Source organism: Tatumella sp. JGM94 (assembly GCF_018257595.1).
Taxonomy (GTDB): domain Bacteria; phylum Pseudomonadota; class Gammaproteobacteria; order Enterobacterales; family Enterobacteriaceae; genus Tatumella; species Tatumella punctata.
In genome coordinates this window covers 152,447-166,230 of the sequence record NZ_JAERJN010000003.1, presented here as the reverse complement: position 1 = coordinate 166,230, position 13,784 = coordinate 152,447, and the positions used below count along the sequence as shown (strand labels likewise).

The window sequence follows — 13,784 nt, the reverse complement described above, 5'->3', positions numbered from 1 at the left end:
ACCGGCCGGGCTGTCAGTCAGTGGCTGGCGGTATAGTTGAAATCATCGGGGTGATTTTCCAGGCTGCCGGTAATGGCCGCATATAATACGGTTCTGCCATCAATGGATAATTTGTCACTCAGGTTCAGCCAGCGTAATTGCTCCGTATGACGTCTTTCATCATGACGAACAAATACACCACTCATTGTGCCTTCTGCCGGCGAGTAAAGCAGGGCGAACTGTTCGGCAGAGCAGTTATGCGGTTTACAGGCATAATATACCTGATACCGCTCACCGTTCAGCGTCACCGGCTGTGCCGGCGTTTCGGTCCCTCCTTTCTTTACCCAGTCAGGCAGATGTTGTCCTGTGACCAGCTGTGAAAATTGCTGACGGCCCTGCGGGCTATGGATAAGCGTATTTAAGCTGGTTTGCTGCCCTGCGACGGCCGGGAAAGTTACTGCCGAACAAAGGGTTGCAGCACAGAACATCCGGAATATCATCTTCATCTGTTCCTCCTGTAAAGTGGCATTATTATAGTCTGTTAGCGGTAGTGCCGCTAATCGCTGCTACGCCATATTATGGTGATGCAATCTTTGTCATTATTCGTGATTTAATTGCTTGAATTTCGCCCTCAGGGTCAGTATTATTACGCGTCAATTTTTCGGCCGCACTTAAACACGTTCCTTGCTTCCATGGGCCGCGGCTGACCCTGACAGGAGGCTGAATAATCCGTAAGGAGCAACCGATGCGTCATTACGAAATCGTATTTATGGTCCATCCTGACCAGAGCGAGCAGGTTCCAGGAATGATCGAGCGTTACACTGGTGCTATCACCGGTGCAGAAGGCACGATCCACCGTCTGGAAGACTGGGGTCGCCGTCAGCTGGCTTACCCGATCAACAAACTGCACAAAGCACACTACGTTCTGTTGAACGTTGAAGCTCCGCAGAGTGTTATCGATGAGCTGGAAACTAATTTCCGCTTCAACGACGCCGTTATCCGTAGCATGGTTATGCGCGTTAAAAACGCGGTAACTGAAGCGTCACCAATGGTTAAAGCGAAAGAAGAACGTCGTGATCGTCGTGAAGACTTCGCTAACGAAACCACTGATGACTCAGATGCTGAGGAAACTGAAGAGTAATCCATGAGGGTGGCTAATCGTCTGCACCTGTCCGGCAATGTCTGTGGCAAGGTTGTCAGAAAGACCAGCCCCTCAGGAATTCCTCACTGTCAGTTTGTGCTTGAGCATAAATCCTTACAGGAGGAAGCCGGATTATCCCGGCATGCATGGTGTCGTATCCCTGTTATTGTCAGTGGTAACGAACATCAGCAGATTACTCAACATATAACGGTCGGCACGCAACTTATTCTGGAAGGTTTCCTGCATTGCCATCAGGCAGCGACAGGACAAAGCCGAATAGTGTTACATGCCGAGCAGATTGAATTGATAGATTCTGGAGACTAGCCTAATGGCACGTTATTTCCGTCGTCGCAAGTTCTGCCGTTTCACCGCGGAAGGCGTTCAAGAGATCGATTATAAAGATATCGCAACGCTGAAAAACTACATCACTGAAAGTGGCAAAATTGTACCGAGCCGTATTACCGGTACTCGCGCAAAATACCAGCGTCAGCTGGCCCGTGCTATCAAGCGCGCGCGCTACCTGTCTCTGCTGCCGTACACTGATCGTCATCAGTAATCGGCCACTGTCCATTAACGACTTTGAGAGGATAAGGTAATGCAAGTTATTCTGCTTGATAAAGTAACAAACCTGGGTAACCTGGGTGATCAGGTAAACGTAAAAGCGGGCTACGCTCGTAACTTCCTGGTTCCACAGGGTAAAGCTGTCCCTGCAACTAAAACTAACATCGAGTTTTTCGAAGCTCGTCGTGCTGAGCTGGAAGCTAAACAAGCTGAAACTCAGGCTGCTGCCAATGCCCGTGCTGAGAAAATCAACGCACTGGCGACAGTAACCATTACTTCTAAAGCCGGTGACGGTGGCAGACTGTTTGGTTCTATCGGCGCACGCGATATCGCTGATGCAGTATCTGCTGCCGGCGTTGACGTTGCGAAAAGCGAAGTTCGTTTAGCCGAAGGCGTTCTGCGCTCTACCGGCGAATACGAAGTTAATTTCCAGGTTCATAGCGAAGTAGTTGCTAAACTGGTTGTTAACGTCGTTGCTGCATAATTTGCAGTAATGCGAAAACGCCGGCCTTGTGCCGGCGTTTTTGTTTGTACAGTCCGCCTGCATGACAGACAGTTTTACTGCGCCCGGATAAAGCTGCCGTTGCTCTGACGGGTAAAAAGCACGGGTCCGTTGCTGTTATTCAGTGTCAGGGCTGTCACGGTGCCACGGGCATTAATCTGCAGCCGAATCTGCTGTCCTGCCTGTAAATTACTTAAAGGCTTATCTGTACCCTCTGCGTTTGCCATCGCAAACACATCACTGACCGGTAAATTATTATCACGGAATAGCTGAGCCAGCGTCTGCCCATCGCTTATCTGGTAATTATGCCATTGTCCCTGTGGATCATCTGACGAAGGGGCTGGCAACGATGACGAGCTATCACTGCTATTATCCAGCTGTGCCTGCATTATCGCCTGTGAAGTATTCACGGACCGTTGTACCGGAAATTGCGTGGACTGACCCGGTAATAAAAAACCCGTAATTATCAGCAACAGACCGATAAATATTCCCCAGCGGTGAGTCAGCGGCAGGGGATCCAGCCAGTGCAACTTTTCTGGCCATTGCCGGATATTACTAATCAGTGAATCCGGGCTGATATTTTTTTTCTGTGTCCGCATAGTGGTGTCCTGTTGCGGGATAATTAATTTGCGTATGGCTGCGGGGCGTACGGCCCTCAGGACAGCGGCTACGCGGTTCCGGGTGACAGGGGGATTACGGCGGGCAAATTGGCCCATTTTGTCTCTCTTCTTACACAGATAATGATAGTCGCGATGCTGAACTGCCGTCGTAGTTATCACCGGCCGGCGGATATACGCACCTTAAGCTGACTATTGTTCATCTTTCAGAAAAAAAAGTCACCAGCAGCAGGTTCGGTTTTACCCCGGCGGCGTGCGCTGTTATGCTGCCGTTTCACTTTTTTAAGATAAATCAGGAACAGAAATGACGACTCTTTCTTTTGATAGCATTGAAGCACAGGCTAGTTACGGTATTGGTCTGCAGGTCGGGCAGCAACTGCTGGAATCAGGTTTACAAGGGTTACAGCCTGAAGCTTTACTCGCCGGCCTGCGTGATGCGCTGGAAGGAAATTCGCCGGCTGTCCCTGTGGACGTCGTACATCGCGCACTGCGTGAAGTTCATGAACGCGCTGAAGCGGTTCGTCAGGAACGTACTCAGGTTATGGCAGCAGAAGGGCTGAAATATCTTGAAGAAAATCGTCAGCGTGAAGGCGTCAGCAGCACTGAGTCTGGTCTGCAATTCCGCGTACTGACTCAGGGTGAAGGTGCGATACCTTCGCGTCAGGATCGTGTCCGCGTACACTATACAGGCAAACTGATCGATGGCACCGTATTCGACAGTTCTGTACAGCGTGGTGAACCGGCAGAATTCCCTGTCAGCGGCGTTATCGCGGGCTGGATTGAAGCTCTGACCCTGATGCCGGTAGGCTCGAAGTGGGAGCTGGTGATCCCTCAGCAGCTGGCATACGGCGAGCGTGGTGCCGGTGCATCAATTCCTCCGCTGAGCACTCTGGTCTTCGAAGTAGAGTTACTGGATATTCTGTAATTCACTGCATTAATCTGAACCGGCCACAGGGCCGGTTTTTTTTGCCTGCGCCCGTAGACCTGGCGCGGGATGACGGATTCGCTCAGGGTGTTGTCAGCGATATCTGTTCCCGCCACCCTCTCTGCGTCAGCAGAGAAAATACGGTACACTGAAAAAACGACAACTAATGACGGCGCACTTCTCTGTGGGGTGCCGAACATGAAGGGGGTGAATAATGCTGGAACAACTCTGTCAGTTAGCGAGAGCAGCCGGTGTGGAAATTATGCAGATATATAATGCCGAACAGCCGCCGGACATCCTGCATAAAGCAGATAATTCCCCGGTGACCGCCGCGGATATAGCAGCTCATCATGTGATCCTCGACGGGCTGAGCCGAATAACTCCGGATATTCCGGTGCTATCGGAAGAGTCACCCGTAAGCTGGCCAGAACGTCAGCAGTGGCAGCGTTACTGGCTGGTTGATCCGCTCGATGGCACTAAAGAGTTTATACGTCGTAACGGAGAGTTCACGGTAAATATCGCCCTGATTGAGCAGGGGGTGCCGGTTGCAGGTGTTGTCTATGCACCCGCGACGGACCTGATGTATTTTGCCGCGGAAGGAAAAGCCTGGAAAGAAACACAGGGGGACCGCCGTCAGATTCAGGTGCAGCAGGCAAATCCGCCGCTGGTTGTGGTAAGCCGTTCCCATGCTGATAGTGAACTGAAAGAGTATCTGCAACAACTGGGAGAACATCAGACCACGTCTGTCGGATCATCCCTGAAGTTTTGTCTGGTCGCAGAGGGCAAAGCACAACTCTACCCGCGTTTCGGACCGACGAATATCTGGGACACGGGGGCCGGACATGCTGTAGCAAAAGCTGCCGGGGCGCATGTCACTGACTGGACCGGAAAAACACTGGATTATACGCCACGTGAGTCCTTCCTCAATCCCGGTTTCCGGGTCAGTGTGTTCTGACCATTCTCTCCCGCCGGACTGCATCGGCGGGCTAATCCTATTCAGCCCGCGGGGGCGCCGGCGTGCCCTGTGCTGTATCCCTTACCGGCTTGCTACGCACTTTTCTCTGCAACACCCTTAACTGCGGTACGGCCACTCTTCTGTGCAGTGATCATCTTACTGACATATATGCCCGGCATTATATGTCGCCATCAGTTGTTAAATAATTGTGTGCTACTGCACAGATGTGATTTTTATACTGTATTAACATAGATAAACAAAATATAAGACTAATCCATACCATTTTTATGGTTTATCTGATTGAGCAGTGTGACAATTTACCGGTAAATTGTGGTCATAGCAGTGATATCCGGTTGCGGATATCAGGGCATCAGCAAGTAAGGATCGAAAGGATGAAGATTTTTCAGCGATACAACCCTCTGCAAATCGCTAAATACGTGAAAATTTTGTTTAAAGGCCGCTTATATATTCGCGGTATCGGGGCTTTTGACTTCGATAAGGGCAGGTTGTTACTGCCGACTGTAAAAGATAAGCAGCAACTGAATGTGATGTCGGAAATTAACCGCCAGGTGCTGCGTTTACAGGCTGAGTATCGTTAATAAAGCCAGGGCGCCGGAAGGCGCCCTGAATCATTTAACTGGCAGAGATATTCTCGTCTGCGACAATAGTGCCGGCAGGGGCCAGCATTGCCGGGCGTTCATCTATTCTGGTGACCAGTAACTGGTCAATCCGGTAGCTGTCGATATCCACCACTTCGAACTTATACCCCGAAAACATCACAAAATCGGTACGTTTCGGGATTTTACGCAGCATGTACATCATAAAGCCGCCAATGGTTTCGTAATTACCCGAATGGGGAAATTCGTCAATGTTCAGCACCCGCATCACATCATCGATCGGGGTTCCTCCTTCGACCAGCCATGAGTTAGCATCACGGGCAACGATCTGTTCTTCAAAGCCCTGACCGACCAGGTCACCCATCAGAGTGGTCATCACATCATTCAGTGTGATAATGCCCACCACTAATGCATATTCGTTCATGATCACTGCAAAATCTTCCCCGGCAGATTTAAAGCTTTCCAGCGCTTCAGACAGGGTCAGTGTGTCAGGAACAATCAGTGCAGAGCGGATCTGCACGCCGCTGTTAAGGGTCAGGCTCTGATTCCCCAGCACCCGCAGTAATAGCTCCTTGGAGTCAACATAACCAATAATATGGTCAATATCGTTATTACAGACCAGGAATTTAGAATGCGGGTGCTGTGCAATTTTTGACTTCAGACTTTCTTCATCTTCATTCAAATCGAACCAGACAATATTTTCCCGCGATGTCATGGATGAAGGCACAGTGCGTGACTCCAGCTCAAAGACATTTTCAATCAGTTCATGTTCCTGTTTACGCAGTACCCCGGCCAGCGCCCCGGCTTCGACGACCGCGTAGATATCATCAGGGGTGATGTCATCTTTGCGGACCATTGGAATTTTAAACAGGCGGAAAATATTATTCGCCATACCGTTAAAAAACCACACCAGTGGCCGGAAGATCATCAGACAAAAACGCATCGGGTGGATGATACGCAGAGCAATGGCTTCCGGTGCAATCATCCCGATACGTTTTGGTGTCAGGTCTGCAAACAGAATAAACAGGCTGGTGACGATGGTGAAAGAGCAGATAAAACTCAGCTGATCGGCAATTTCCGGTGCAAAGAAGCGTGAGAACAGCGAACTGAATGCCGGGGAAAATGCAGCATCACCGACGATACCGCCGAGGATGGCAACCGCGTTCAGACCAATCTGTACTACGGTAAAGAACATGCCCGGGGATTCCTGCATCTTCAGGATATGCTGGGCACGGACATCACCGTCATCTGCCAGCAATTTCAGTTTTATTTTGCGTGCAGCGGCCAGAGAAATTTCAGACAGGGAGAAAAAAGAACTGATGACTATCAGTAATAAAATGACAAATAAGCTATCTAACATAAAGGGTCCAGTATTTATACTCTTGTCATTTTTGGCGTGGGCAACATAGACCTTCTCGTGCGCTGACAGTGCTTATATCAGTAACATCGGCTATCCGCGCCAAAAATGTCTGTCCGGCAGCTTAATTAGCGTACCTCTCAGACAGAACGGCTCAGGCTTTCCTGAAGAAGCGATTATAGCAGCAGCCACAGAGAGGCCGCCAGAGGGAAAGATGAACAAATTTTCATCGCCAAAATAATCTGTCGTAAAACAGTCTGTGCTGGTTTTTTATCTTAGCTTTACCGCCATCATTACGTCATTAAACCGAAAAATAGCGTTATATCTTACTGCCAGGTGTTGTGTTAACTGCAGCATTTATCGACAATAGCCGCTAACTATCTTAGTTTTTCATTTTTCGTTGTTTTTGCCTTTCCGGCTACCGATAGCCGGAAAAGCTCACCGGGAAAACGGCCGGTTTAAACAGGAGTTTACGTGCCACGTCTACGTTTATCGCTATTTGGTATGACGGTAATGCTTTTGACAGCGCCTGCCCTTCAGGCTGCGACCGTTCAGTTACAACTGACGGGATTGTCAGGTGAATTACAAAATAATGTGCGGATCCGTCTGGCAGCGATTGCCAGTGAAGAAGTTACGGCGGATAACCGTTTCCAGGCACGACTGACCGATTCCATTAAACAGAGCCTGCAAGCGCTCGGTTACTTTCAACCGGTAATTACGTTTCCGACCCCTCCTGAGTCTCTGGATCGTAAAAACCCGATCATCCGCGTAAAGGTTGATGCCGGTCCGCCGGTAAAGATTGCCGGCAGCACGATTGTGGTCGGGGGGGAAGGCAGTAAAGACCCTGATTACCAACAGTGGATAGCCGCAGGACGTCCGGTGGTCGGTACGGTACTTAATCAGGGCAAATACGACAGCTTTAAAAGCGGCTTCTCCGGCATTGCTCTGCGCAACGGTTATTTTGATGGTGAGTTTAAAAAAAGTCAGCTTGGTGTTTCGGTTGAGCGGCATGAAGCGTTCTGGGATATCGACTATGACAGCGGGCAGCGTTACCGGTTTGGTGATGTCAGCTTTACAGGCTCACAGATCCGTGAAGAGTATCTGCGCCAGCTGGTTCCTTATCACAAAGGCGACTACTACAGTTCCCGGGACTTAGCCGAACTCAACCGCCGTTTATCTGCCACCGGGTGGTTCAGCTCGGTGGTGGCATCTCCGGAATTCGGTAAGTCCCGTCAGGATAAGGTGCTACCGGTGAGTGCGGTACTGACCCCCGCAGTGAAAAATACCGCCGAAGCGGGTATCGGTTACTCAACTGATGTCGGGCCCCATGTTAAAGCATCGTGGAAACGTCCCTGGGTAAACGACTACGGCCACAGCATGTCGGTCAGCACTTACCTGTCGCAGCCGGAACAACAGCTCGACATGACCTATAAAATACCGTTACTGAAAAGTCCGCTGGAACAATATTATCTGTTACAGGGCGGTGTAAAGCGTACCGACCTGAATGATACCCGTTCTGATACCTCGACACTGGCAGTATCCCGCTACTGGGATAATCAGTCGGGCTGGCAAAAAGCGGTAAACCTGCGCTGGAGTCTGGATAACTATACCCAGGGGAATATATCGGATAATACGATGCTGATTTATCCGGGGGGCAGTGTTAACCGTACCCGCTCACGGGGCGGGCTGATGCCGACATGGGGGGACTCTCAGCGTTACTCTGTCGACGTTTCTGATACGGGGTGGGGCTCGGATGTCGATTTTGTCATTATGCAGGCACAAAATGTCTGGATCCGTACCCTGGCCGAAAAAAACCGTTTTGTATTCCGTGGTAACCTTGGCTGGATAGAAACCAGTAATTTCAACCGTATCCCGCCTGACCTGCGCTTTTTTGCCGGGGGTGACCGCAGTATCCGTGGCTATAAATATAAAGATATCTCACCGCGTGATTCTGATGGCAAGCTGACCGGGGCCTCCAAAATGGCCACCGGTTCGGCCGAGTATCAGTATAATTTTACGGGCAAATGGTGGGGGGCAGTCTTTATCGATTCCGGTGAAGCGGTCAATAATATCAAAGATTCTGATTTCAAAACCGGTGCCGGAGTGGGGATCCGCTGGGCATCACCGGTTGGGCCGATCAAGCTGGATATCGCCCGGCCGGTAGGCGATTCAGGCGAGCATGGATTACAGTTTTATATCGGGTTGGGGCCGGAGTTATGACGCTATTGAAAAGAGTTCTGGCAGGGATCCTGATATTTCTGTTACTGCTGGTGGTTATTATTGGCTTCCTGATTGGGACTACGCCCGGCTTACATCTGGTGCTTAACAGCGCTGCGCGCTGGGTTCCGGGTTTACAGATTCAACAGGTCGAAGGTGGCTGGCGAAATCTGACGATTAAAGGGCTGGCGTATCAGATGCCCGGGGTCAGTGTCTCCGGCGGGGAGTTTCATTTATCGCTGGATGCGTCATGTCTGATCCACTCTTCAGTGTGTGTTAATGACATCGGACTTAAAGATGTCAGCGTGGTCGTGGACAGCAGCAAAATGGCCCCCGCATCACCGGAGAAACCGGCCGAAGAGAGCAGCAGTGGCGACATTTCCACCCCGTATCCGATAGTGTTACGTCACCTCGGGCTGGATAATGTGAATCTGAAAATCGATGACACGGCGATTTCTCTGGGCAGTTTCTCGAGTGGGATTCACTGGCAGGGGCGTCAGCTGACCCTGACACCGACCAGGATAGAAAATCTGCTGCTGGCATTACCAAAAAGCAAAACAGCCGCAGCACAGGCAGCCGCCGGGCCGGTTGCCGTACAAGCTGCCAAAGTCACACCGCCAGTTTCGGCAACGTCCGGAACAGGGCAGACGGTGGCTGCGGCAGCTTCGCAGCCTGTTACGGAGCAATCACCGGCAGAAATGCTGCGGGCGTTATTCGCTAAACCACTACTGAATTTACCCGAATTCCGTTTACCGATAGATATCCGTATTGAGGATATTCTTGGCGAAAACCTGCGTCTGACCGGGGATACGGACCTGACCGTTAATCGTTTACAGCTCCGGGCCCTGATTCAGGAAAATAAAGTTGAGTTACAGACCCTGAAGATAAACGCACAGCAGGGGATCCTGAGTGCCCGCGGCGAAGCCAGCCTCAGAGATAACTGGCCGCTCAGCCTGACACTGAACAGTGATATCAATATGGCACCGGTAAAAGGCCAGAAAGTCAGGCTGACTGTCAGTGGTGCCGCAAAACAGCAGGTAGATCTGAAAGTTAATCTTTCCGGACCAGTGAAAGCACAGTTACAGGCGATGGCCCGTCCGGCTGACATCGGGCTGCCTTTTTCATTGCGTTTAAACAGCCCGCAATTACGCTGGCCGCTGACCGGAGAGCCTGACTGGCAGGTGAAAAATCTGGCACTGACTACTGAGGGGAAAGCGACGGGCTACACGATTTCCCTGCGCAGCGCGGTTTCAGGCAACAGCATACCTCCCGCAGATATTGCTCTGGACGGCAAAGGGAATACGGATCAGTTCTCGCTGGATAAACTGCGTATCTCAGCATTACAAGGAAATGTTGATTTACGTGCGCTGGTTGACTGGACCAAAGCCGTCAGCTGGAACAGTGAGTTAACCCTGGCAGGTATTAATACCGCCAGACAGTATCCTGACTGGCCGGCAAAACTGAACGGCAGTATTAAAACCCGTGGCAGTCTGTATGGCGGCAGCTGGCAAATCAGGGTACCTGAACTGTTACTTACCGGTAATGTGAAGCAGAATGCGGTGAATGTAAAAGGTTCACTTTACGGCAACAGTTACAATCAATGGAATATTCCGGGTATTGATCTGTTACTGGGACAAAACCGGCTGAATATTAAAGGATCTCTGTCGGATAAGATTAACCTGGATGCCAGCATTGATGCGTCACACCTGGATAATGCATTGCCGGGACTGGGTGGGGTGGTTAAAGGAACAATACTGGCGCGCGGTAGCTTACAGCAGCCTGAAGTTCGTGCGGATCTTGACGGACAGGGGTTACGCTGGCAGCAATTGAAAATTCGTCGTGTCAGCCTTAAAGGCAATGTCAGTTCCGGCCAGCAGATTGCCGGTAAACTTGCGTTACGGGTATCACAGCTGCAACAGGATGCCCTTAACATCAGCAGTGTGGTACTGGATGCCGATGGTAACGAAAAACAGCATCAGCTGAAACTGACGGTGGCCGGTGAACCTGTTTCGGGTCAGTTGTCCCTGACCGGCAGCTTTGATCGCCAGCAACAGCGCTGGCAGGGATCACTTAACAATACCCGCTTTAACACCCCGGTTGGCGAATGGCGGCTGAGTAAAGCGGTCAGCCTGGATTATAAAAATACCCTGAAAACGATCACAATTGGCAGCCACTGCTGGCTGAATCCTGATGCACAGATTTGTGTACCGGAACCGATTGTCGCCGGTGCTGACGGGCATGCACGGATACAACTGACCCGGTTTGACCTCGGGATGTTAAAACCGGTATTACCTGCGGAGACTCAGCTGAAAGGTGTATTCAGCGGAGATGCCAGGGTGAAATGGACCGCCAACGGAGGACTCCCGGAAGGTAATGTGACCCTCAGCGGGAAAGGTGTCGAGGTGAAACAGAACGTGCAGGGCAATACACTGCCTATTGCATTTGATGCCCTGAACCTGAAAGCCTCGCTGGCAGGCGGAAAAGCTCAGCTTGACTGGCGGGTAAAAATTGCTAATAACGGTCAGCTGAACGGCAGTGTCCGGATCAGCGATCCGCAACGGGCCCGTAATCTGAGTGGTAGCGTGAATATTGCCGGTTTTTCTCTGGGGCTGTTTAATCCGGCGCTGGCGAAAGGGGAACAAATTACCGGTATGCTGAACAGCCAGTTGCGTTTATCCGGTAATTTGCAGAACCCGCGGGTCTATGGTCAGACTACGCTGGACGGCCTTGATATTAATGCCAATTTTATGCCGGTTGATATGACATCGGCGAACCTGAAACTGGTATTTAACGGGGTCAGTTCAACCCTCGAAGGTCTGATTCAGACCCGGCAGGGAAACCTGAATCTGACCGGTAATGCTGACTGGGCTCAGATTGATAACTGGCGGGCTCGGGTTGCTGCCAAAGGTGAAAAAATTCGTGTCACGGTGCCGCCGATGGTCAGGATGGATGTCTCTCCGGATCTTGTGTTTGAAGCCACGCCGGCAGCCTTTAATCTGGATGGCCGTGTGGATATTCCCTGGGCGCGGATTACGGTACAGCAGGTACCGGAAAGTGCCGTCGGCGTATCTCCTGATCTGGTGATGCTGAATGAGAATCTGCAGCCGATACAGCCAAAAACCACCTCAATTCCTATAAACAGTAATTTAATCATACATGTAGGTAATGATGTTCGTTTGTCTGCCTTTGGCCTGAATGCCCGTCTGACGGGAGACCTGAAAGTATTGCAGGATAAAAATGGACTCGGACTGAATGGACAGATTAATATTCCTTCAGGACGCTTCCATGCCTATGGCCAGGATCTGGTGGTACGTAAAGGACAGTTACAGTTCTCCGGCCCGCCTGACCAGCCATATGTCAATCTGGAAGCTATCCGTAACCCTGAAGCCACAGAAGATGATGTGACTGCGGGTATCCGTGTGACAGGCATGGCAGATGAACCTAAGGTTGAGGTGTTCTCTGATCCGGTGATGTCACAACAGGCGGCCTTGTCTTATTTATTACGCGGGCAGGGACTCGGCAGTGACGGTGACGGCAACGCACTGACATCTGCTCTGGTTGGATTAGGGGTTGCACAAAGCGGGCAGGTAATGGGCAAAATCGGCGAAACCTTCGGTGTGAGTAACCTTGCACTCGATACCGCAGGGGTCGGTGATAGTCAGCAGGTGCAGGTCAGTGGTTGTGTCCTGCCGGGGCTGCAGGTGAAATATGGTGTCGGCTTGTTTGATTCTCTGGCGACGCTGACCCTGCGCTACCGGCTGATGCCTAAACTCTATTTGGAAGCGGTGTCTGGTGTTGATCAGGCGCTTGATTTGCTTTATCAGTTTGAGTTTTAGCAATGCGAATAATCGTCTATGGTAGTTTGAGGCGCAAGCAGGGAAACAGTCACTGGATGACCAATGCGCAGTGGTTAGGGGATTATCAGGTTGAAGGGTATGACCTGTATAATCTTGGTCTGTACCCCGGGATTGTTGCCGGTGAAGGACGTGTGTGTTGTGAGGTATACCGGATAGATGCCACAACTCTGGGTGAACTGGATGCCCTGAGGACCCGTGGCGGAGAGTACAAGCGTCAGCTGATATCGACGCCGTACGGTACTGCGTGGATGTATATATATCAGCGGCCAGTCGTCCGCAGCCAGCAGATTATCAGTGGTGACTGGCTTAAAAAGGATAGTGAAAACTGAGACAACGAAAAACGCCGTCTGTTAGCAGACGGCGTTTTTTTTACAGCAAAAGCAGAAGATTACTTTTTAGCAGCACGTTCGAAAGAAGAAACGATTTCTGCTTTAGCCGCGGCGGCATCAGCCCAGCCATCGACCTTAACCCACTTGCCTTTTTCCAGATCTTTGTAATGTTCAAAGAAATGGGTAATCTGGGCGCGCAGTAACTCAGGAAGATCTGTCACGTCTTTAACATGATCATATTCTTTGGTCAGTTTGCTGTGGGGGACAGCAACGACTTTAGCATCTTCACCTGATTCATCAGTCATTTTCAGTACGCCAACCGGACGGCAGCGGATCACTGAACCATGCTCTAACGGATACGGCGTCGGGACCAGAACATCTACCGGGTCACCATCCAGTGACAGAGTGTGGTTGATGTAACCGTAATTACATGGGTAGAACATGGCCGTAGACATGAAACGATCGACAAACAGTGCGCCTGACTCTTTATCAACTTCATATTTAATTGGATCAGCGTTCGCCGGGATTTCAATGATAACGTAAATATCTTCTGGCAGATCTTTACCTGCTTCAACCAGGTTCAAACTCATCGTTTAATTCCTTCAATGACATCAATTAAGTGCCCGGTATTATAGCTAACTGACAGTGAAAGTATTGCCTCTTTTTCTGCTTTCAGAGTGATCCGCACAGAGCTTTCGGCGAAAAACAAACCCGCCGCACAGCTATC

14 protein-coding genes are annotated in these 13,784 nt (G+C 50.6%); 10 read left to right on the top strand and 4 right to left on the bottom strand.

Features of this window, described 5'->3' with window-relative positions; all coding sequences use genetic code 11:
- Positions 1 to 17: 17 nt before the first annotated feature.
- Positions 18 to 485: an Ivy family c-type lysozyme inhibitor gene (locus tag JK216_RS03630; protein ID WP_249213011.1), complete on the bottom strand. Its 468-nt coding sequence runs from the start codon at positions 483 to 485 to the stop codon at positions 18 to 20.
- A 239-nt stretch (positions 486 to 724) separates the two neighbouring features.
- Here JK216_RS03630 and rpsF point away from each other — a divergent pair, with 239 nt between their 5' ends.
- Genes rpsF through rplI form a run of 4 tightly spaced genes read left to right on the top strand, consistent with a single transcriptional unit; the run spans position 725 to position 2,165 of the window.
- Positions 725 to 1,120 (top strand): 30S ribosomal protein S6, encoded by a 396-nt coding sequence (gene rpsF, locus JK216_RS03625; RefSeq protein ID WP_212707111.1) that lies wholly within the window; start codon positions 725 to 727, stop codon positions 1,118 to 1,120.
- Between the two features lie 9 nt (positions 1,121 to 1,129).
- Positions 1,130 to 1,444, top strand: a complete 315-nt coding sequence (priB, locus tag JK216_RS03620) for a primosomal replication protein N (RefSeq protein ID WP_343876917.1) — start codon at positions 1,130 to 1,132, stop codon at positions 1,442 to 1,444.
- 4 nt (positions 1,445 to 1,448) lie between these two features.
- Positions 1,449 to 1,676 (top strand): 30S ribosomal protein S18, encoded by a 228-nt coding sequence (gene rpsR / locus JK216_RS03615; protein WP_000135199.1) that lies wholly within the window; start codon positions 1,449 to 1,451, stop codon positions 1,674 to 1,676.
- 39 nt (positions 1,677 to 1,715) lie between these two features.
- Positions 1,716 to 2,165 (top strand): 50S ribosomal protein L9, encoded by a 450-nt coding sequence (gene rplI / locus JK216_RS03610; RefSeq protein ID WP_212707109.1) that lies wholly within the window; start codon positions 1,716 to 1,718, stop codon positions 2,163 to 2,165.
- Positions 2,166 to 2,239: 74 nt separating this feature from the next.
- On the opposite strand, the gene JK216_RS03605 is transcribed toward rplI, so the two are convergent.
- A complete protein-coding gene (locus tag JK216_RS03605; protein ID WP_212711457.1) occupies positions 2,240 to 2,782 on the bottom strand; it encodes a LysM-like peptidoglycan-binding domain-containing protein in 543 nt (180 codons plus the stop codon).
- Between the two features lie 322 nt (positions 2,783 to 3,104).
- On the opposite strand from JK216_RS03605, the gene fklB reads away from it, so the two are divergent.
- From fklB to JK216_RS03590, 3 genes are all read left to right on the top strand, one after another.
- Positions 3,105 to 3,725, top strand: coding sequence for a peptidylprolyl isomerase (fklB, locus tag JK216_RS03600; RefSeq protein WP_212711458.1), 621 nt, complete (start codon positions 3,105 to 3,107; stop codon positions 3,723 to 3,725).
- 214 nt (positions 3,726 to 3,939) lie between these two features.
- A complete protein-coding gene (gene cysQ / locus JK216_RS03595; RefSeq protein ID WP_212707106.1) occupies positions 3,940 to 4,680 on the top strand; it encodes a 3'(2'),5'-bisphosphate nucleotidase CysQ in 741 nt (246 codons plus the stop codon).
- A 392-nt stretch (positions 4,681 to 5,072) separates the two neighbouring features.
- The gene (locus JK216_RS03590; protein ID WP_212710172.1) at positions 5,073 to 5,279 is read left to right on the top strand and encodes a DUF1107 domain-containing protein; all 207 of its coding nucleotides are present in this window, start codon (positions 5,073 to 5,075) and stop codon (positions 5,277 to 5,279) included.
- Between the two features lie 34 nt (positions 5,280 to 5,313).
- On the opposite strand, the gene JK216_RS03585 is transcribed toward JK216_RS03590, so the two are convergent.
- Complete coding sequence (locus JK216_RS03585) at positions 5,314 to 6,657, bottom strand: hemolysin family protein (protein WP_212707104.1); 1,344 nt, start codon at positions 6,655 to 6,657, stop codon at positions 5,314 to 5,316.
- A 501-nt stretch (positions 6,658 to 7,158) separates the two neighbouring features.
- Between JK216_RS03585 and JK216_RS03580 the strand changes: the two genes are divergently transcribed.
- Genes JK216_RS03580 through JK216_RS03570 form a run of 3 tightly spaced genes read left to right on the top strand, consistent with a single transcriptional unit; the run spans position 7,159 to position 13,057 of the window.
- Positions 7,159 to 8,874: an autotransporter assembly complex family protein gene (locus tag JK216_RS03580; protein ID WP_249213016.1), complete on the top strand. Its 1,716-nt coding sequence runs from the start codon at positions 7,159 to 7,161 to the stop codon at positions 8,872 to 8,874.
- On the top strand, positions 8,871 to 12,707 hold the full coding sequence (locus tag JK216_RS03575; protein ID WP_212711460.1) for a translocation/assembly module TamB domain-containing protein: 3,837 nt from the start codon (positions 8,871 to 8,873) through the stop codon (positions 12,705 to 12,707). Before JK216_RS03580 ends, JK216_RS03575 begins: the two co-directional genes overlap by 4 nt.
- Before the next feature lie 2 nt (positions 12,708 to 12,709).
- Positions 12,710 to 13,057, top strand: a complete 348-nt coding sequence (locus tag JK216_RS03570; RefSeq protein ID WP_212707101.1) for a gamma-glutamylcyclotransferase — start codon at positions 12,710 to 12,712, stop codon at positions 13,055 to 13,057.
- Positions 13,058 to 13,116: 59 nt separating this feature from the next.
- On the opposite strand, the gene ppa is transcribed toward JK216_RS03570, so the two are convergent.
- Positions 13,117 to 13,647, bottom strand: coding sequence for an inorganic diphosphatase (gene ppa / locus JK216_RS03565; RefSeq protein ID WP_212707100.1), 531 nt, complete (start codon positions 13,645 to 13,647; stop codon positions 13,117 to 13,119).
- Positions 13,648 to 13,784: the final 137 nt, after the last annotated feature.